The organism is Novosphingobium sp. BL-S-33 (assembly GCF_056857025.1).
In genome coordinates this window covers 1,197,472-1,215,158 of record NZ_CM166474.1, presented here as the reverse complement: position 1 = coordinate 1,215,158, position 17,687 = coordinate 1,197,472, and the positions used below count along the sequence as shown (strand labels likewise).

The window sequence follows — 17,687 nt, the reverse complement described above, 5'->3', positions numbered from 1 at the left end:
GCCGGGGCCATTGCACAGGTCGGCGCGCAAGACCATAGCTTGGGGACAGGCTCGCGATGGAGGGACAGATGCCGAAGATCGATATCGACGCTATCGCACCGTCGAATGGCACCGGCTATCCGGCGCCATTCGACCAGCCGGTGAAGGGCCGCTGGTGGCGGCGGCTGGCGCCGGCGGGCGGGCTTACCGAAATGGATGCGAGCCACGTGGTGATGAAACCCGGCGCGTGGTCCAGCCAGCGCCACTGGCATGACGACGAGGACGAGCTGCTGGTGATGCTCTCCGGCGAGGCCGTGCTGGTGGAGGATGACGGCCGCACGGTGCTGCGCCCGGGGGATGTCTGCGCCTGGCCCAAGGGCGTCGCGAACGGCCATCACCTGATCAACGAGAGCGACGCGGACTGTGTGTTCGTCGCCATCGGCGCCGGCAATCGCGACGGCTCCGGCGCCTATTCGGACATCGACATGAAGTTCGAAGGCGACGGGTATTTCCACAAGGACGGCACGCCTTACCCGACCGACGGGATCCGCTAGGCGCGCATCCTCCGGGATCACCTCATCCCGCTGCTATCACATTCCCCGTCATCCCCGCGCTGCGGCTCAAGAATATCGGCGCCCCCGCCTTCGCGGGGCCCCCGAGTGTGATTTGGTAAGCAGAGTGACGGTCGAGGTTACCTTATCGGCGCTTCGAATTGCTCGATCACCCATTCCTCGGTCTGCGCGGCGTTGATCCACTGCTGCATCCACTCGTGCTCCCAGACGGCCTCCATATAGGCCACCGCGAAGCCGGGCACGCCAATGCCATAGGTCAGGAACCGGCTGACGATGGGCGCGTAGAACACGTCGGCGGCGCTGAAAGTGCCGAACAGGAACGGCCCGCCCCGCCCGAACCGCGCGCGCGCCTCGGCCCAGAGCGTGAGGATGCGCACCACGTCCGCACGCACGTCGTCATCCGGCACCATGCCTTCGACGCGCATACGGATGTTCATCGGACAGGCGCGGCGCAGCGCGAAGAAGCTGGAATGCATCTCCGCCACCATCGAGCGCGCCATGGCGCGGGCATCGTCGCCCTTGGGCCAGAAGCGGTCGCGCCCGACTTTGTCGGCGAGATACTCGACGATCGCCAGACTGTCCCACACCACGGCGTCGCCATCCCACAGGATCGGCACTTTGCCGTGGCTGGGTGCAAGGTCGTTCGAGCTGCGTTGGGCGTCCCATTCGTCACCGTAGAGCGGGACGGTGATCTCCTCGAAATGGAGCCCCGACTGCTTGCAGGCCAGCCAGCCGCGCAGCGACCAGCTGGAGTAGTTCTTATTGCCGATAATCAGCTTCACTTACGCGGATTCCCCATAAGTCCAAGCCCGGGGACTATCGGTTCAGGCGCGACAAGTCGAGAATGAACGGCGTCGCAGAATGTAACTGCGGCACCGGCCCACTCCCCACCCGATCTCCCTACGGGTAAAATCTGGGAGGTCGGGTGGGGGAGTGGGCCGGCGCCGCAAGCCATTCGCGGATGCGAATGGCGCCCGCGTCAAAAGAGCCGCGTGATCTCGTAGAACAGCGCGCCAACGACGGCGCTGGCCGGGATCGTCACGAACCATGCCACAATCACGCGGCTGGCGACCGACCAGCGCACCGCGCTAGCGCGGCGGGCGGCGCCGGTGCCTACGACGGCGCCGGTGATCGCATGGGTGGTCGAAACCGGAATGCCCATGGCGCTCGCACCGAACACCACGATGGCGCCCGCAGTCGAAGCGCAAAAGCCCGAGTGGTGGTTGAGCTTGGTGAGCTTGGAACCCATCGTCTTGATGATCTTCCAACCGCCCGAAAGCGTGCCGAGCGAGATCGCCGTGTAGCAGCCGATCACCACCCATTCGGGCACGTGGAAGCCGCCCTCAAGGTGCCCGGTGGAGTAAAGCAGCACGGCGATGATGCCCATCGTCTTCTGCGCGTCGTTGCCGCCGTGGCTGATCGAGTAGGCGGCGGACGAGAACAAGTGCAGCGTCTTGAAGATGCCGTTGGACTGGCGCGGCGTCGTTCCCCGGAACAGCCACGAAGTCAGCAGCATCATCAGCATCGCGATCACGAAGCCCAGCAGCGGCGAGGCGATGATGGCGATCAGCGTCTTCACCGTGCCGTCTGCCTCGACCACGCCCGGGCCCGCCGCGACGACGCCCGCGCCTAGCAGTCCGCCGATCAGCGCATGGCTGGAAGACGAAGGGATGCCCTTGATCCAGGTCAGCACGTTCCAGAACATCGCGCCCACCAGGGCGCCGAACACCACGGATGGCGTCACCGCGTCCTTGTTGATGATGCCCTTGCCCACCGTCTCGGCGACATGGAGGCCCATGATCCAGTAAGCGGCGAAGTTGCCGAAAGCGGCGAACAGCACCGCCATCACCGGCGAGAGCAGGCGCGTGGCGACGACCGTAGCGATGGCGTTGGCAGCGTCGTGCAACCCGTTCAGGAAGTCGAACGCCAGCGCGAGCGCGACGAGGCCGATCAGCAGCGGCAGTGCAAGCGTGTGTTCCATCGAAAGGGCAGCTTAGGCGTGATCGATCACGAGACCATCGATCTCGTTCGCCACGTCCTCGAATCGGTCGACCACGCGCTCCAGCCGCTTGAACATCTCCTGACGGACGATGAAGTGCAGCGCATCCTTGCCCGAATCCGCCTTGAACACGCGCTTGAGACCCGCGGCATGGATCTCGTCCGCATGGCCTTCCATGCGCACGAGGCGCTCGGTCAGTTCGTGCAGGCGGTGGCCGTTGTCGGCGATCTTGCGCAGCAGCGGCATGATTTCGGCGGTGAGGCGCGCGGCATCGACGATGATCGCGGCCATGTCGATCATCTCGGGCTCGAACTCGGTGACCTCGTAGAGATTCACGGCGCTGGCCACTTGCTGCATCTCGTCGATGGCATCGTCCATCGTCGTGATCAGGCTGGTGATCGACGAACGATCGAACGGCGTCAGGAAGGTGCGGCGCACCGTCTGGAGCACTTCGCGGGTGATATTGTCCGCATCGTGTTCGCGCTCGCTGATCTCGCGAATGTGCTGGGCGCGGCCCGGGCCGCCCTGCGCCAGGCGCGCAAGGGCATCGGCCCCGGCCACCAGCGTTGCGGCCTGCTGTTCGAACAGATCGAAGAAATTGCCCTGCTGCGGAAGCAGCTTCTGGAACCAGGCAAACATCGTATTGACCCCTGTCTTGTCGGCCATCCGGTCGGCCATCACGCTCAGGAGGCGTGCGGGACTGGCGGCGGCGCGGAACTCACGCGCGCCAAATGAACGGATCAGCGCGCGAAGGTCCTCTTCGTCGACCGCCTTAGCCGCCTCAGCCAGAGAGAACCAGCGGCGTTCGCGCTGGTGTTGTTCGTCCCAGGTATCGAGTTCCTCGGTGACGGCGAACGGGAACACGTCCACGTCCGCCCAGACCGAGGCGCCCGAGGCGCGCTGCTTGCGATAGCGATAGGATCCCAGCGGGATCGGACAGGCCGCGCCGAGCACGCCTGCCTCTTCCTCCGCCTCTGCGGCGGCGGCGGCGTGGGGCAAGTAGCCCTTCATCAGCCCACCCTTGGGAATGACCCAACGGCGCGAACTGCGCGAGGTGATCAGCAGTATCTGGATCGGCGCGTCGACGGCGGGGCCGACGGTACGATAGGGAAGAACGGCGATCTGGCGCATGGCGAGTCTCCTTTCTTCTCTTGACGCGACCGCGTGCCCCCTAGGGGAAGCGAGCCGGTCACGCAATCGTCACATAGATGGATTTCCGGGATCGATCCGGCGTGTGCCGGGATCACGCCGGGCGGGAGCGGTCCGCAAACGCCGATGGTGACAGGTGAATGCGATAGTATGGTGACGGTGCGGCACGGTTGATTACGCCGCAGGCCGCTGAGGGGTAACGGAAAGGTTGGGTGGAGGCCTGATGCTTTACGCCGGCCCCACAGCCCTCACCGAGCGCCTCGTCCCTAAGGCACCTTGATACCCGCGAAGCTCACGTGAAACCACGCCATCATCCAAAACACCGCGGGGCCCCCGCGCAGGCGGGGGCCCCGCTTCCTTTTGCCCCGCTCGCCAAGAACAAGCGGGGTCCCCGCCTTCGCGGGGACGACGGTAAGGTCTTGATTGGAAAAGTCCCGACTAGGCCGGAGTCGAAGGGCCAAACAAAAAGGCCGGGCACAAGGCCCGGCCCGATCAGTTCAGATCAGCGAATCGGACAAAACCGCCCCGCGCAGCTCGGCAATGCCGAGGCCCTTTTCGGACGAGGTAATATGCACCTCGGGATAGGCCGCGGGGTGCTTGCGCGCTTCGGCCACGGTCTCGGCATAGACTTTGTCCAACTCGGTCGCCTTGATCTTGTCCGCCTTGGTGAGGACGATGCGGTAGCCGACAGCGGCCTCGTCCAGCATCTTCATCATGTCGGCATCGACCGCCTTCACGCCGTGGCGCGAATCGACCAGCAGCAGCGTGCGCTTCAGCTCCACGCGGCCGCGCAGGTAATCGCGGATCAGGCGGCGCCAGGTCTCGACCACCGAGGGCGGGGCCTTGGCGAAGCCGTAGCCCGGCATATCGACCAGCCGGAACTGGAGCGGCTCGCCCACATCGAAGAAGTTCAGTTCCTGCGTGCGGCCCGGCGTCACCGAAGTGCGCGCAATCGCCTTGCGGCCAGTCAGCGCGTTCAGCAGCGAGGACTTGCCGACGTTCGAGCGGCCGCAGAACGCGATCTCGGGCACGTCCGGGTCGGGCAGGAACTTGAGCGCGGGCGCGCTCTTCAGGAACGTCACCGGTCCTGAAAAGAGCTTGCGCGCCTGCTCGACGATGTCTTCATTTTCGGTTTCACCCGTCATCAAATCAGGCCTTCTTCTCGCGCTCGAGAGCACGCGCCTTGTCCTGGGCTTCCTTCTCCTGCTGCGCCTTGAGCTGCGGATGCATCACGTAGAGCAGCTTCTGCTGGCCGATCGCGAGCAGGTTGGACGTGATCCAGTAAACCAGCAGACCCGAAGCGAACGGCGCCATGATGAACATCATGAACCAGGGCATCAGGGCGAAGACCTGCTGCTGCGCGGGGTCCATCTGCTGCGGGTTCAGCTTGAACTGCAGGTACATGGTGACGCCCAGCAGCAGTGCCAGAATGCCGATGCCAAGGAAGGCCGGGGGCGTGAACGGCAGCAGGCCGAACAGGTTGACGATGTGGAGCGGATCGGGCGCCGAAAGGTCCTTGATCCACAGCACGAAGGGCTGGTGGCGCATCTCGATCGCGAGGTTGAGCACCTTGTAGAGCGCGAAGAACACCGGAACCTGCAGGAACATGGGGAGGCAGCCGGCAAGCGGGTTTACCTTCTCCTCCTTGTACAGCTTCATGATCTCAAGCTGCTGCTTTTCCTTGTCGTCCTTGTAGCGCTCTTGCAGCGCCTTCATCTTCGGCTGGATCGCACGCATCGCGGCCATCGAGGCGAAGCCGCGCTGGGCAACCGGGAACATGATGCCGCGCACGATGGCGGTCAACAGGATGATGGCGACGCCGAAGTTGCCGGTGATCGCGAAGAGCTTCACCAGAAGCCAGAAGATCGGCTTTTCGAACCAGCGGAACCAGCCCCAGTCGATCGCGAGGCCGAAGTTGGTGACGCCCTGCTGCTCATAGGCGTTGAGCACGGCGTGTTCCTTGGCGCCGGCGAACAGCTTGGTTTCGCGCGTCAGGGTCTGGCCGGGCTGGATCACGCTCTGCTCGAAGACGGCATCAGCGCGGAAGATCTGGTTGCCGAGCGAGCGGAACGAGCCGGTCGCCTTGGCACCCACGGGGATCACGGCCGACATCCAGTAGACGTCGGTGAAGCCGATCCAGTCGACATTGCCGGTCGGGCTCTGCGGGCCCGCCTTCAGCAGGTCGTCGTACTTGGGGCCGAATTCGACCGAGCCGTCGAACGCGCCGATACCGCCGGTGCGCAGCGTCCAGGCATACTGGGCGGCAGTGCGGTTGGTGCGGTTGACGAAGGCGAAGGGCTGCACGGTGACAGCCGAGGCGCCCTTGTTCATCACCTGCTGGTCGGCGGTGATCATGTAATTGTCGTCGACCTTGAAGGTCAGCGCGAAGACCTGGCCCTGGCCGTTGTCCCAGGTGAGCGTGACCGGCGTGGTCGGCGTCAGCTTGGCACCGGCAGGCGCGGTCCAGACAGTGGCGGCGCTCGGCGCGGGAACGCCCTGCCCCAGCCAGCCGAACTGCGCGTAGTGCTGCGCCGGCGTGCCCGAGGGCGAGAACATGCGGACCGGGCCCGAATCCTTCTGCACCGTTTCGCGGTGGCGATTGAGCACGAGGTCATCGAGCAGTGCACCGTTGAGGTTGATCGAGCCCGAAACGCCCGGCGCCTGGATCGGCACGCGGCCGCCCGTGGTCAGCGCGGACTTCAGGTCCTGCCGTTCCAGCGCGACGTCGGTCGGGTCGAGCAGGCCGCCCTCACGGGTCGGCTTGATGCCGCTGGCGGGAGCGGGCGGTGCCGCCTGCTGCTCGGTCTGGACCGGGGGCTTGTTGGCGTTCGGATAGAAGTAACGGACGCCGGCTTCCCAGCCGAAGAGCACGAGCGCGGTCAGGACGACCGCCAGAATAATGTTGCGCTGCTTTTCCACCAAGGCTTTCCTGTCGTAATCCCGTCAGTGGCAGCGGCAGGCGCTGCCTCTATTCATCTCAGTCCGGCACCGGGTCGTAGCCGTGCCCACCCCAAGGCTGGCAGCGCAATAGACGCTTGAACGCCAGCCAGCCACCCTTAATCGCACCGTGCTTGCGGACCGCTACAATCGCATACTGCGAGCAGGACGGCGAGTAGCGGCAGGACGGCGGCAGGACCCGCGAAGGGCCGATCTGCCAAGCCCGGGCGATGCCGATCAGCAACAATCCGGGAACCCGGGCGAGCAAGGCGAACGCCTTGTTCACGGGGCAGATTTATCCGGTTGCGGCGTTTTATTCGGGCCAGATTTGTCCGGCTTGCCGGAACGCTTGCCGCCCCGGTTCTTGCCGCGTGCATTTCTGGGCGGATCGCCCTTGCCCGCCTGTGCACGCCCCAATGCCACCACCAGTTCGTCGCGCAGGAGCGCGAAATCGCGCTCCACGCCGTTCTCGCGGCCGATCAGGACATGGTCGGTGTCGGCAAGGCCATGCTCGGGCAGCAACTCGCGCAGCAGCGCCCGGAAGCGACGCTTCATGCGGTTGCGCACGACGGCATTGCCGATCTTCTTGGTAACCGTGATCCCGGCGCGCTGTCCCTGCCCGTCGTTGGGCTTGGCCAGCAGCACGAATCCCGGCCGCGCCACGCGCAGCCCCGCATTAGCGGCAACGAAGTCCGCCCGGCGGGTCATTATGGCGTAGGCAGCAGTCATGTCAGCCCGGCAGATAGGGAGCGGAGCGACGGACTGCAAATGCACCGACGGCGATCAGGCCGGGCACAAACAGCGGCGGCCCGTGCCGCCACCCGATTCCTCGCTCCGCACGGGGCATGCGACGAATCGGATGGCGGCACGGGCCGGTGCCGCATCCAGCCGTGAGGCCGGAAGTGGTCTTAGGCCGACAGCTTCTTGCGGCCGCGAGCGCGGCGCGCACGAAGCACCTTGCGGCCACCGACAGTCGCCGTGCGGGCGCGGAAGCCATGACGGCGGGCGCGGACAAGGCGGCTGGGCTGGAAAGTGCGCTTCATGACGGTCCTCGAAAATTCGAATAAAAAGGGCCGTCCACACAGGATGACCACAGAACAGACGGCGCCGTTACTGGAGCGCTGGCGGCGAGTCAAGGATTCGCGAACGAACAAGGCGATTCATGCCCCCGGTCCCGCAACCTCGCGATCGAGCGGCACCCACCGCCCCATTTCGGCGGATCCGAACCATAGCGCCGATTCGAACGGCACCGAATTGGTCATCGCATAGAACGCACGGGCTTCCCCGGCATCCATGCCCATCTGGCGATAATAGTCCAGATAGCGCCGGTTTTCCGGCGAATCCGCCGCATAGTCGCCAGCCTCGCGGCCCGAATCGTCGATCCACGAATGGACCGCAAATTCCGCGCCGGGATCGGCATAGCGATGGGCCCCGGCCAGAAACAGTTCGACCGCGCCCGAGCGCACCGAGCCGCCATCCGGCACATGCGTGGCAATCCCACGAGCGCGAATCATCCGCCCGAGCCGCAAATTGGCCAGATCGTCCTCGGTGCCCGGGCACTCGATCATCTCAAGCTCGGCAATCACCGGCCAGTCGCGCAGCATCGCCGCGAACCGTTCGGGGCTGCGCGAATCGGTCACGCCCACAAGCGCGGCATGGTGCGCATCGACGACCCGGAACGGACCGTAAGCGGCAATGCCCTTGGGAATCGGAGCAGGCGACGCCTGCTGCCAGCCGCTATCGACCAGTCGCTCACCACCGGCAGGGACAGATTCGACCGCGATGCCGCCCACCGGCTCCTGCACATAGCCGGGTTCTTCGAAGATCACCGTCTCATAAGCTATGGCCTGCCCCACCTCCTGCGAATACGCAGATACGGGAGCCAGCGGCAGCAGGGCCAGCAGCGGAACAGACAAGGCAGCGGCGAAAATACGCATGCGATGAGACTGCGGCGCAAGTCATTACCCAAGCCGTGAGACTTGCGGTTAAAGCGATGTAAGGATTGGCCTGAGTAGCGCTTTGCATATCGGCAGCGCCTGTCAGCGATGTCACTCCCGACAAGTACTCAATTCGCCCGTCATTAATCCTGAGAGCCGGTACTCTCAAAAGCTAAGGGCCTTCGTGGTCGCACCTGTTTCGACCGTCGCCTACATGGGGTTGAAGGCGCGCCCGGTCGAAGTTCGATGTCAGATGGCACCGGGAATGCCAGGGTTCGCGCTGGTCGGCCTGCCGGACAAGGCAGTGGGCGAAAGCAGGCAGCCCGTCAGCGCGGCACTGACCGCAATGGGTCTTGCGCTGCCATCCAAGCGCATCACCATCAATCTATCGCCCCCCGACCTGCCACCACCCAAGGAAGGTAGCGCCGAAGTTCGCCGTCCGCGTCGCCCGCGCGCGGCAGGTGCAGGGCGTGCGCCTTGAGGGCGCCGGCAGGCGCACCAATGCCGAAATCGACGGCGACTTGCTCGAAGCCGACGCCACGCCCGACGAGGCAGGCCGCAAGCTGCCGATGCAGGCGGCCGAGGCCACGCACTTGTCCGCTCGCGGCTATTCACGCATCCTGCGGGTAGCACGCACGATCGCGGACCTTGCCGGAGCGGTGGAGGTAGGGCGGGTCCATGTGGCCGAAGCGCTCAGCTAGCGCCGGCGTCCGCCGACGAATTAGGCCCGTTGAACCGGTTTCCCTGCCTGCTACGACAGTTGAATGGAGCAAGGCGCACATCACACCATCCGCATTGCGGCAGCTTTGATCGACGATGAGGACGGCAGACTTCTGCTGGTTCGCAAGACCGGCACAGCGTGGTTCATGCAAGCCGGAGGCAAAATAGAGGATGGCGAGAGCGCGCTATCCGCGCTTCGGCGCGAGTTGCGCGAGGAGATCGGCCTGTCGGTGATCGACGAGGAAATTCGCCACCTCGGCAGTTTTTCGGCACCGGCAGCCAATGAAGCGGGCCATATCGTCGAGGCTGAGGTTTTCCATGTCCGCACCCGGCACACTCCCGAAACGCAATCGGAAATCGAAGAGGCGGTTTGGGTGGGTCATGCGGAGGCGGCAGTGATGCAGCTGGCTCCACTCACCCGGGAGTACATTCTTCCGCTATCTCGAACGCTTTGAGCGTCCGGACTGTGCACTCTCGGCCTAAACGTCGGTCATTGCGAGATGGATAGGAAAAATCCGCTTGCCAACACCGTACCTCCGTCATCCTGAAGTTGTTTCAGGATGACGATATGAGTGGGATAGCGGTTGCTTACCACCCTTCCCCCGGCATCACGCGCACTGCCTCCCGTTCGGCCGAGAGTAACCGCCATCCCGCCCTTGCCCTTTGCGCTCTCCGCAGGCATCGCGCCATAATGAAGTCGCGCCCTAAAACCGACCGTTCCGCCCTTCTCGCCGGCCTCTCCATCATCGTCGCGCAGGCATCGATCAATCTCGGCGCAGCCTTCGCGAAGAGTCTGTTCCCGCTTGCCGGTCCGGAGGGCGTGGCGGCCCTGCGCACGACGATCTCGGCAGCGATCCTGCTGGCCGTCGCCCGCCCTTGGCGCGCTCGGATGACCGGGCGGCAGTTACGGTGGCTGCTGCTCTACGGGCTGGTGCTCGGCGGCATGAACCTGATGATCTACTGGGCGATCCGGCGCATTCCCATCGGCATTGCCGTCGCCATCGAGATCTGCGGGCCATTAAGTCTGGTTCTGGCGACCTCGCGCTCGGTGAAGGACTTCCTGTGGTTGGCCCTGGCACTCAGCGGCATGGCACTGCTGATCCCGTGGGAGGGGAACGCCCAAGCGCTCGATCCCATCGGCATCCTCTTCGCGCTCGGGGCGGCGACCTGCTGGGCTCTCTACATCCTCTGCGGGCGGCGGGCGTCCGAGGTCGGCGGCTCCACGGCGGTCTCGATCGGCATGATAGTCGCCTGCTTCGTTACCGTGCCCTTCGGCCTTGCCTCTGCCCCGGCGAGCCTGCCGCTGCACGCGCTGGCGCTGGGTGGGGTGGTCGCGGTACTGTCGAGCGCGCTGCCTTACGTACTGGAAATGCGGGCGATGGGGCAGCTTCCCAGCCGGATCGTCGGCCTGCTGAGCAGCATGGCCCCTGCATTGGGTGCGATCATCGGCTATCTGGTGCTGGATGAACGGCTGACGGGGCTACAGTGGCTGGCCGTCGCGATGATGATCTCTGCCAGTGCGGGATGCTCGCTGGCATCGCGGCCACCCGTGTCCCGGCCCCGCGATGACGTCATGGCCTGAGACAGCCCGCTTATTCCTCGACGTCGAGCTGGCGCAGCACTTCCGCGATCACGCGCGGATCGCTGGAAAAGCCAAGGTGCGAGCAGCGGATCGCCACCGCCCGGTCGCGCTCTCCGGGCCAGCCGCAGGCCGAGCGCGGGTGGATCACGCCGTCGCGCGGGCTCCACAGCGCGATCGTCGGCACCGTGGGTTTGACCGTGAAATCGCAGTCGATCGGCGGCGCATTGACCGAATGGCCGGTCACCACCTGATAGGCGCGCCAGGCATTGTTGGCGCGCGGGTCGCCCGAGAAGGGCGTGCCCATGGTGATGACTTTCGACACACAATCGGGCTCCCGCCGCGCGATCTCTCGCGAGAACAGTCCGCCCAGACTCCAGCCGACCAGTGCGACCGGCCGGCGATGCTGCCGGGCGAGTGCGCCCACGCGGCGCATCAGGAATGTGAAGTTCTGCGGATTGGGCCCAAGATTGAGCCCCAGCCCCCAGTCGTAGACCTCGTGCCCCGCCTCGGCGAGCGCCTCGGCCATCGGCTTCATCCGGTTGGGATGGGCGCCGAAGCCCGGCAGCAGCATCACCGGCTGCGGATGCAGCGCCTTTTCCACGGTGGGCGCCTTCCACCCGCCCCGGCGCAGCGAAGCGAGTTCGGCAAGGAACAGCCGAAGCGATGGCCTGCGGACGCCTTCGGGATGCGGCTCACGCGCCAAGGCGGCGCGGCGCGCGATAGCGCTGCGCATCATGCCGATCTGTCGCGGGGCCGAACCGTTCACTTCTTTCCTTCGTTACTCACAGCCACCGCTATTTACAGTCACCGATGCGCTGGGTGGTGGTGTGCATCGCCATATTCATTTGCCCGTTTGGCCCCGGACCGCCGGACATGTCCATGACGACCGTCACGTCCGAACCTTCCGCGGTGACGGTTCCGGCCAGCTTCATGACGGCTCGCCCGTGATCGCCGGACTTGCAGTCCATTTGGGCATCGAGCTTGCCGCCATCAACCTCGAAGCGCGAATGGTGCACTCCTTGCCCTTGCCGATCCCCTCGAACATGTCGCGGTAACCTTTTTCGGCTTCGGCGGCGGTCAGGCAGAACGTGCTGACCTTGGTCTTGGCCATCATCGCCTTCATCTGCTCGGCCGCCTCGCTGGGCAGGCCGGGCACGTCCATGCGGGTGACCTGGACCGTCTGCTTGTACTGGCCCGGTGTCGGCCGCTGGAGCTGTGCCGCTTCCTGCTTCACATCTTCCATGGACTTTGCGCCGGGGGTCGGTTGCCGGGAGGCCTGCTCCTTCGAATCGTCAGTCTTCGAGCCGCAACCAGTCGTCGTCCCTACCAGAACCAGCCCCAGGAACGCCATCGAAACTGTCGCCATCCGCGCCATGTAACCGTTATCCCTTCGCGTCGTCCCAAGGCTTGAGGGGTATCACCGGCCGCCGCGCCCTGCCAATGACTCATTGCGAGGCCCGGCGACATACCCCATATGTTCTCGCATGGCAGAGCTGATCATCCGCCGGGGCCTTGAGGAACCGGACACCTCGGGCACTTTCGTCCCTCACAAACCGCAGCGTCCCGACAAGTCGATGCCGAGCAGGCCGTTCAAGGTCGTTTCGGAATACGAACCGAACGGAGACCAGCCGACGGCCATCGCCGACCTCGTCGCCACGGCGGGAGAGGGCGAGAAGACACAAGTGCTGCTGGGCGTAACGGGCTCGGGCAAGACGTTCACGATGGCCAAGGTGATCGAGGAACTGCAGCGCCCGGCGCTGATCCTGGCGCCAAACAAGATCCTCGCCGCGCAGCTCTATGCCGAGATGAAGGACTTCTTCCCCGAAAACGCAGTCGAATACTTCGTCTCCTATTACGACTATTACCAGCCCGAGGCCTACGTCGCCCGGTCGGACACCTACATCGAGAAGGAAAGCTCGGTGAACGAGGCGATCGACCGCATGCGCCATTCGGCGACGCGGGCGCTGCTGGAGCGGGACGACGTGATCATCGTCGCCTCGGTCTCGTGCCTCTACGGCATCGGCTCGGTCGAGACCTATTCGGCGATGATCTTCGATCTCAAGGTCGGCGATACGCAGGACCAGCGCGAGATCATCCGCAAGCTGGTCGCCCTCCAGTACAAGCGCAACGATGCCGCCTTCACGCGCGGCACCTTCCGCGTGCGCGGGGACAATCTGGAACTGTTTCCCAGCCACCTTGAGGACACCGCCTGGCGCATCTCGTTCTTCGGGGACGAGATCGAGGAGATTGCCGAGTTCGATCCGCTCACCGGCAAGAAGGGCTCCGCGCTCGAAAAGGTGCGGGTCTACGCGAACTCGCACTACGTGACGCCGGGGCCGACGATGAAGCAGGCGAGCGAGGCGATCCGTTTCGAATTGACCGAGCGCCTCAAGGAACTGGAAGCCGAAGGCCGCCTGCTCGAAGCCCAGCGGCTGGAACAGCGCACCAATTTCGACCTGGAGATGATTTCCGCCACCGGAAGTTGCGCGGGAATCGAGAACTATTCGCGCTTCCTCACCGGCCGCCTGCCGGGAGAGCCGCCGCCGACTTTGTTCGAATACCTGCCGGACAATGCGCTGCTGTTCGTGGACGAAAGCCACCAGACGGTGCCGCAGATCGGCGCCATGTCGAAAGGCGACCACCGCCGCAAGATCACGCTGGCCGAATATGGCTTCCGCCTGCCGAGCTGCATCGACAATCGGCCTCTGCGCTTCAACGAATGGGATGCGATGCGCCCGCAGACCATCGCTGTGTCCGCGACACCCGGTCACTGGGAAATGGACGAATCGGGCGGCGTCTTTGCCGAACAGGTGATCCGCCCCACCGGCCTGATCGATCCGCCGGTGGAGATCCGCCCGGTCGAAGATCAGGTGCAGGACTGCATCGTCGAGTGCAAAACCACCGCCGAGCGCGGCTATCGCACGCTCGTCACTACGCTCACCAAGCGCATGGCTGAGGACCTTACCGAATTCATGCACGAGGCCGGCGTGCGCGTCCGCTACATGCACAGCGACGTGGAGACGCTGGAACGCATCGAACTGATCCGCGATCTTCGCATGGGCGTGTACGACGTGCTGGTAGGCATCAACCTGCTACGCGAGGGCCTCGACATTCCCGAGTGCGGGCTGGTCTGCATCCTCGATGCCGACAAGGAAGGCTTCCTGCGCAGCGAAACCTCCCTGATCCAGACCATCGGCCGCGCCGCGCGCAACGTGGATGGCCGCGTGATCCTCTATGCCGACCGCATGACCGGCAGCATGGAACGCGCCATCGCCGAAACCGACCGCCGCCGCGCCAAGCAGGAAGAATACAACACCGAACACGGCATCACCCCGCAGACGATCAAGCGCCGCATCGCCGATATCGTGGCGGACACCGCCAGCCGCGACGGCGTGCTGATCGACATCGATGCCGAGGGTGAGAACAACCTCGTCGGCCACAACTTGCGGGCCTATATCGAGGACCTCGAAAAGAAGATGCGCAACGCCGCCGCCGATCTCGAATTCGAGGAAGCCGGCCGCCTGCGCGACGAGATTCGCCGCCTCGAAGCCAGCGAACTCGGCATCCCGGACGACCACAAGAAAGCACCCATCGTCGGCCGCAGCAACGAGGGCAAGCCCGGCACGCGCAAGACGCGGTATGGCAAAGTGCAGAAGAAAAAGTGGGGCCACTGAGAAAGCGTTAACCAGCTTCCGTGATCCGCCCGCGCCCATTCCCGATGGCCGATACAAGACGCCCGGACCCTGTAGGAACAGGGCCCGGGCATAGTCTCAGGATGGCATTTCGCCGATCCCTCGGGTCGCAGATCCGTTCTGGACGTAACGCCGCCTGCAGGCATACCACGCCCATGGTAAAGACTCTGAGCACGAGTGCTCATTAACAGTACTTGTTAAGTACACGTCCAGCCGCCATGAAGGTCATGTGCACGGGAACAGGGAATCCCTCAGCGATGGCAAAGAGGTGGCAGACCTCTTCGCGCGGGCACCCTTCGAACAGGGAGGGTGGGATACTGCACTCAAGGCTTTGCGCGACATTACGGGCTCTTCCCATGCCCAGCTGCTCGCCTTGGGCCATCGCTTCCGGTCCTTCAACTGGGCGACCGACTGCCCTCCCGATTACGAGGAAGAGTTCATCGCTGCGGGCGGATTGCGGCGCGACGTAAACTATCGCGTGGCCGCCACGCGCGCGCCGATGGAGCTGACCTGGGAGGCGCATTATCAAGAAGTGCGCCAAAATGGGACAAACGAAGCCTATCTGGACCACGTCCGAAAGTATGACGCCGAGTTCGGCGCGCAGATCGTGCTCAGCCAGCGGCCCGGTGTGTTCTTCGGCCTTGCGGTGCTGCACGGACATCGCGAGGGCCTGACCACCGAGGCGCAGCGCGCGGTATTGCAAGCCGTGGCTCCCCACGTGCTTGCCGCGATCCGTATGCAGGATGCCATCGAGCATCAGGGCATCGATCTGCTGCGCGGCTCGCTGGAGGCGTTCCAGAGCCCGGCCATCCTGCTCGATTCGCTGGGCCGGGTGTGTGACGCGACCGAAACGGCGCGGGCATTGCTCGGCCCCGGCACCTTGCAGGTCCGCGCCGGCACGCTGCATGCGTCGCGCCTCGATGTAGACCGGCTGCTCCAGAAGCGCATCGCCGCCGCGCTTGCCGGGGCGGCCGATGGGCCAGCCGACCTGTGGCTCCGCTCGGACACCGACCTCCTGCTCATCGATGTCCGCACCCTGCCCCGGCACGACTGGAGCTTCGGCTTCGCGCCAAGGGTGATCGTCACTTTGCGCGCGCCGCTCGGCCCCGCGCAGGCGCAGGGACGCACGATCGGAACCGCGCTGGGCCTGACCGCGGCCGAAGGCGAAGTGGTGGCACTGCTTGCCCATGGCCATTCGCGGCAGGAGGCAGCGAATCTGCGCGGCGTCAGTGTTCAGACCGTGATCGCCCAGTTGCGCACGATCTTCCAGAAGTGCGGCGTCAATCGTGAGGCCGAACTTGTCGCACTTGCGCGCGCCGTCATGGAAATGGGTCCGCGCTAGAAGCAGTTGCCCCCTCCATGTTACTTGTCATGCGCTGGCCGCAATCGCATCGGTAGACTTTGCACTGTACCTGCGCGCACGCAGGCGCGACTGGCTCCGCCCGGGAAAGTCAAATGCCCAAGTCATAGGTCCCAAGTCACAAGCGAGAGGTAGCCATGCGGATCGAATGTCCCGAAATGCGTTCACGGATCATGCCCGCCGAGGAGGCCGCCCGCCTCATCGAGAGTGGCACCACCGTGGGAATGAGCGGCTTCACCGGATCGGGCTACCCCAAGGCGGTGCCGCTGGCGTTGGCCGCCCGGATCGAAGCCGAACATGCCGCCGGGCACGCCTTCAAGGTCCGCATGTGGACGGGCGCCTCGACCGGCCCCGAACTCGACGGCGCGCTGGCCAAGGCGGACGGCATCGAATTCCGCCTGCCCTACAACTCCGACCCCATCGCCCGCGAACGCATCAACAAGGGCGAGATGAACTACTTCGACATGCACCTGAGCCAGGTGGCACCGATGGCCTGGCAGGGCTTCCTCGGCCCGCTGGACACGGCGGTGATCGAAATTTCGGGCATCCGCGCCGACGGCAGCCTGATCCCCTCCTCCTCCGTGGGTAACAACAAGACCTGGCTCGACCGCGCCTCCAAGGTGATCCTTGAAGTGAACGCGTGGCAGAACGAGGCGCTGGAGGGCATGCACGACATCTATTACGGCACCGCCCTGCCCCCCAACCGCGTGCCAATCCCGCTGGTCAAGGCGGACGACCGCATCGGCTCTCCCTACCTGAAGGTTGACCCCACCAAGGTCGTGGCCGTAGTCGAAACCGACCGGCCGGACCGCAATGCACCGTTCAGCCCGCCGGATGACAAGGCCCGCGCCATCGCCGGCCACATTCTCGAATTCCTTCGCCACGAAGTGAAGATGGGCCGCCTGCCCCGCGAACTGCTGCCGATCCAGTCCGGCGTGGGCAATATCGCCAATGCCGTGCTGACCGGCCTTGTCGACGCGCCGTTCGAGAACCTCACTTCCTACACCGAGGTAATCCAGGACGGCATGCTGGACCTGCTGGACTCGGGCAAGCTGCGCATGGCTTCGGCCACGGCCTTCTCGCTCAGCCCCGAGGCGGCGGCGCGCGTCAATGCTGACATGGGCCGGTACCGCGACAAGATGATCCTGCGTCCGCAGGAAATCTCCAACCATCCCGAGCTGATCCGCCGCCTGGGCTGCATCGCCATGAACGGATTGATCGAGGCCGATATCTACGGCGCGGTGAACTCCACCCACGTGATGGGCTCGCGCATCCAGAACGGCATCGGCGGATCGGGCGACTTCGCGCGCAATGCCTTCATCTCGATCTTCATGACGCCTTCTACCGCCAAGGGCGGCAAGATCTCGGCCATCGTGCCGCAGGCGAGCCATGTCGATCACATCAACCAGGACGTGCAGGTGATCGTCACCGAGCAGGGCCTTGCGGATCTGCGCGGGCTCAGCCCCAGGGAGCGTGCCAAGGTCATCATCAGCAACTGCGCGCATCCGGACTATCGTCTGTTGCTGGAGGATTATTACGCCCGCGCACTGAAGGGGTCTTACGGGCTTCAGTCACCCTCGCTGCCGGGCGAGGCGTTGTCCTGGCATCAGCGCTTCATCGATACGGGATCAATGCTGCCCTGATCGGTTGGGGGTCGTCGTTCCACCGATCCCGCTCAGGATGAACTTGTCGAAGGCCTCTGCGGGCGTAGCGCGAGGTTGCCATCCTTCGACAAGCTCAGGATGAGCGGGAGCGGGTAG

At 64.8% G+C, this 17,687-nt stretch carries 18 protein-coding genes and 2 pseudogenes; 8 read left to right on the top strand and 12 right to left on the bottom strand.

The genetic code is table 11. The features are described from left to right. The first annotated feature begins 68 nt into the window (after positions 1-68). Positions 69-533 (top strand): cupin domain-containing protein, encoded by a 465-nt coding sequence (locus AC1VVM_RS05670; RefSeq protein ID WP_132388310.1) that lies wholly within the window; start codon positions 69-71, stop codon positions 531-533. Positions 534-670: 137 nt separating this feature from the next. Here the strand turns inward: AC1VVM_RS05670 and AC1VVM_RS05665 are convergent, their stop codons facing one another. The 9 genes from AC1VVM_RS05665 to AC1VVM_RS05625 all read right to left on the bottom strand — a co-directional run bounded on the left by AC1VVM_RS05665 (position 671) and on the right by AC1VVM_RS05625 (position 8,573). Then, positions 671-1,333, bottom strand: a complete 663-nt coding sequence (locus tag AC1VVM_RS05665; RefSeq protein WP_132388308.1) for a glutathione S-transferase family protein — start codon at positions 1,331-1,333, stop codon at positions 671-673. A 197-nt stretch (positions 1,334-1,530) separates the two neighbouring features. Beyond that, the gene (locus tag AC1VVM_RS05660; RefSeq protein WP_482903093.1) at positions 1,531-2,532 is read right to left on the bottom strand and encodes an inorganic phosphate transporter; all 1,002 of its coding nucleotides are present in this window, start codon (positions 2,530-2,532) and stop codon (positions 1,531-1,533) included. A gap of 12 nt (positions 2,533-2,544) precedes the next feature. Continuing rightward, positions 2,545-3,681, bottom strand: a complete 1,137-nt coding sequence (locus AC1VVM_RS05655) for a DUF47 family protein (RefSeq protein WP_132388304.1) — start codon at positions 3,679-3,681, stop codon at positions 2,545-2,547. Positions 3,682-4,196: 515 nt separating this feature from the next. After that, complete coding sequence (yihA, locus tag AC1VVM_RS05650; RefSeq protein ID WP_132388302.1) at positions 4,197-4,844, bottom strand: ribosome biogenesis GTP-binding protein YihA/YsxC; 648 nt, start codon at positions 4,842-4,844, stop codon at positions 4,197-4,199. Positions 4,845-4,848: 4 nt separating this feature from the next. Next, positions 4,849-6,618 carry a membrane protein insertase YidC gene (gene yidC / locus AC1VVM_RS05645; RefSeq protein ID WP_482903092.1) on the bottom strand — a complete coding sequence of 590 codons (1,770 nt, stop codon included), beginning with the start codon at positions 6,616-6,618 and terminating at the stop codon, positions 4,849-4,851. Positions 6,619-6,676: 58 nt separating this feature from the next. After that, the gene (gene yidD, locus AC1VVM_RS05640; RefSeq protein ID WP_482956075.1) at positions 6,677-6,922 is read right to left on the bottom strand and encodes a membrane protein insertion efficiency factor YidD; all 246 of its coding nucleotides are present in this window, start codon (positions 6,920-6,922) and stop codon (positions 6,677-6,679) included. Further along, on the bottom strand, positions 6,919-7,365 hold the full coding sequence (gene rnpA, locus AC1VVM_RS05635) for a ribonuclease P protein component (protein WP_482956074.1): 447 nt from the start codon (positions 7,363-7,365) through the stop codon (positions 6,919-6,921). Before rnpA ends, yidD begins: the two co-directional genes overlap by 4 nt. Positions 7,366-7,544: 179 nt before the next feature. Next, positions 7,545-7,679, bottom strand: coding sequence for a 50S ribosomal protein L34 (gene rpmH, locus AC1VVM_RS05630; protein ID WP_039388288.1), 135 nt, complete (start codon positions 7,677-7,679; stop codon positions 7,545-7,547). 117 nt (positions 7,680-7,796) lie between these two features. Further along, the gene (locus AC1VVM_RS05625) at positions 7,797-8,573 is read right to left on the bottom strand and encodes an alpha/beta hydrolase (RefSeq protein WP_482956073.1); all 777 of its coding nucleotides are present in this window, start codon (positions 8,571-8,573) and stop codon (positions 7,797-7,799) included. Between the two features lie 214 nt (positions 8,574-8,787). Between AC1VVM_RS05625 and AC1VVM_RS05620 the strand changes: the two are divergent. The 4 genes and pseudogenes from AC1VVM_RS05620 to AC1VVM_RS05605 form a co-directional block, all read left to right on the top strand. Continuing rightward, positions 8,788-8,937, top strand: a pseudogene (locus AC1VVM_RS05620) (magnesium chelatase domain-containing protein); the annotation flags it as partial. A gap of 36 nt (positions 8,938-8,973) precedes the next feature. Then, a pseudogene (locus AC1VVM_RS05615) lies at positions 8,974-9,274 on the top strand (magnesium chelatase subunit ChlI family protein); the annotation flags it as partial. Positions 9,275-9,337: 63 nt separating this feature from the next. Next, the gene (locus AC1VVM_RS05610; protein ID WP_482956072.1) at positions 9,338-9,748 is read left to right on the top strand and encodes an NUDIX hydrolase; all 411 of its coding nucleotides are present in this window, start codon (positions 9,338-9,340) and stop codon (positions 9,746-9,748) included. Positions 9,749-9,984: 236 nt separating this feature from the next. Beyond that, the gene (locus tag AC1VVM_RS05605) at positions 9,985-10,875 is read left to right on the top strand and encodes an EamA family transporter (protein ID WP_482903086.1); all 891 of its coding nucleotides are present in this window, start codon (positions 9,985-9,987) and stop codon (positions 10,873-10,875) included. 10 nt (positions 10,876-10,885) lie between these two features. Here the strand turns inward: AC1VVM_RS05605 and AC1VVM_RS05600 are convergent, their stop codons facing one another. The 3 genes from AC1VVM_RS05600 to AC1VVM_RS05590 are packed head-to-tail and all read right to left on the bottom strand — an operon-like array spanning position 10,886 to position 12,250. After that, complete coding sequence (locus AC1VVM_RS05600) at positions 10,886-11,611, bottom strand: alpha/beta fold hydrolase (RefSeq protein ID WP_132388611.1); 726 nt, start codon at positions 11,609-11,611, stop codon at positions 10,886-10,888. Positions 11,612-11,669: 58 nt separating this feature from the next. After that, positions 11,670-11,843, bottom strand: a complete 174-nt coding sequence (locus AC1VVM_RS05595) for a DUF3617 family protein (RefSeq protein WP_482956071.1) — start codon at positions 11,841-11,843, stop codon at positions 11,670-11,672. Beyond that, a complete protein-coding gene (locus tag AC1VVM_RS05590) occupies positions 11,804-12,250 on the bottom strand; it encodes a hypothetical protein (RefSeq protein ID WP_482956070.1) in 447 nt (148 codons plus the stop codon). The genes AC1VVM_RS05595 and AC1VVM_RS05590 overlap by 40 nt, the downstream gene beginning before the upstream one ends. A gap of 109 nt (positions 12,251-12,359) precedes the next feature. Here AC1VVM_RS05590 and uvrB point away from each other — a divergent pair, with 109 nt between their 5' ends. From uvrB to AC1VVM_RS05575, 3 genes are all read left to right on the top strand, one after another. Continuing rightward, entirely contained in the window at positions 12,360-14,549 is a 2,190-nt protein-coding gene (gene uvrB, locus AC1VVM_RS05585; protein WP_482903084.1) for an excinuclease ABC subunit UvrB, read from the top strand. 286 nt (positions 14,550-14,835) lie between these two features. Then, positions 14,836-15,909: a helix-turn-helix transcriptional regulator gene (locus AC1VVM_RS05580; protein ID WP_482903083.1), complete on the top strand. Its 1,074-nt coding sequence runs from the start codon at positions 14,836-14,838 to the stop codon at positions 15,907-15,909. A 155-nt stretch (positions 15,910-16,064) separates the two neighbouring features. Next, on the top strand, positions 16,065-17,570 hold the full coding sequence (locus tag AC1VVM_RS05575) for an acetyl-CoA hydrolase/transferase family protein (RefSeq protein ID WP_482956069.1): 1,506 nt from the start codon (positions 16,065-16,067) through the stop codon (positions 17,568-17,570). Positions 17,571-17,687: the final 117 nt, after the last annotated feature.

Coding starts and splice junctions, on each gene's coding strand:
- AC1VVM_RS05670 (WP_132388310.1), top strand. CDS start 69: ATGCCGAAGATCGATATCGACGCTATCGCACCGTCGAATGGCACCGGC.
- AC1VVM_RS05660 (WP_482903093.1), bottom strand. CDS start 2,532: ATGGAACACACGCTTGCACTGCCGCTGCTGATCGGCCTCGTCGCGCTC.
- AC1VVM_RS05655 (WP_132388304.1), bottom strand. CDS start 3,681: ATGCGCCAGATCGCCGTTCTTCCCTATCGTACCGTCGGCCCCGCCGTC.
- yihA (WP_132388302.1), bottom strand. CDS start 4,844: ATGACGGGTGAAACCGAAAATGAAGACATCGTCGAGCAGGCGCGCAAG.
- rnpA (WP_482956074.1), bottom strand. CDS start 7,365: ATGACTGCTGCCTACGCCATAATGACCCGCCGGGCGGACTTCGTTGCC.
- rpmH (WP_039388288.1), bottom strand. CDS start 7,679: ATGAAGCGCACTTTCCAGCCCAGCCGCCTTGTCCGCGCCCGCCGTCAT.
- AC1VVM_RS05625 (WP_482956073.1), bottom strand. CDS start 8,573: ATGCGTATTTTCGCCGCTGCCTTGTCTGTTCCGCTGCTGGCCCTGCTG.
- AC1VVM_RS05610 (WP_482956072.1), top strand. CDS start 9,338: ATGGAGCAAGGCGCACATCACACCATCCGCATTGCGGCAGCTTTGATC.
- AC1VVM_RS05605 (WP_482903086.1), top strand. CDS start 9,985: ATGAAGTCGCGCCCTAAAACCGACCGTTCCGCCCTTCTCGCCGGCCTC.
- AC1VVM_RS05600 (WP_132388611.1), bottom strand. CDS start 11,611: ATGATGCGCAGCGCTATCGCGCGCCGCGCCGCCTTGGCGCGTGAGCCG.
- AC1VVM_RS05595 (WP_482956071.1), bottom strand. CDS start 11,843: ATGGACTGCAAGTCCGGCGATCACGGGCGAGCCGTCATGAAGCTGGCC.
- AC1VVM_RS05590 (WP_482956070.1), bottom strand. CDS start 12,250: ATGGCGCGGATGGCGACAGTTTCGATGGCGTTCCTGGGGCTGGTTCTG.
- uvrB (WP_482903084.1), top strand. CDS start 12,360: ATGGCAGAGCTGATCATCCGCCGGGGCCTTGAGGAACCGGACACCTCG.
- AC1VVM_RS05575 (WP_482956069.1), top strand. CDS start 16,065: ATGCGGATCGAATGTCCCGAAATGCGTTCACGGATCATGCCCGCCGAG.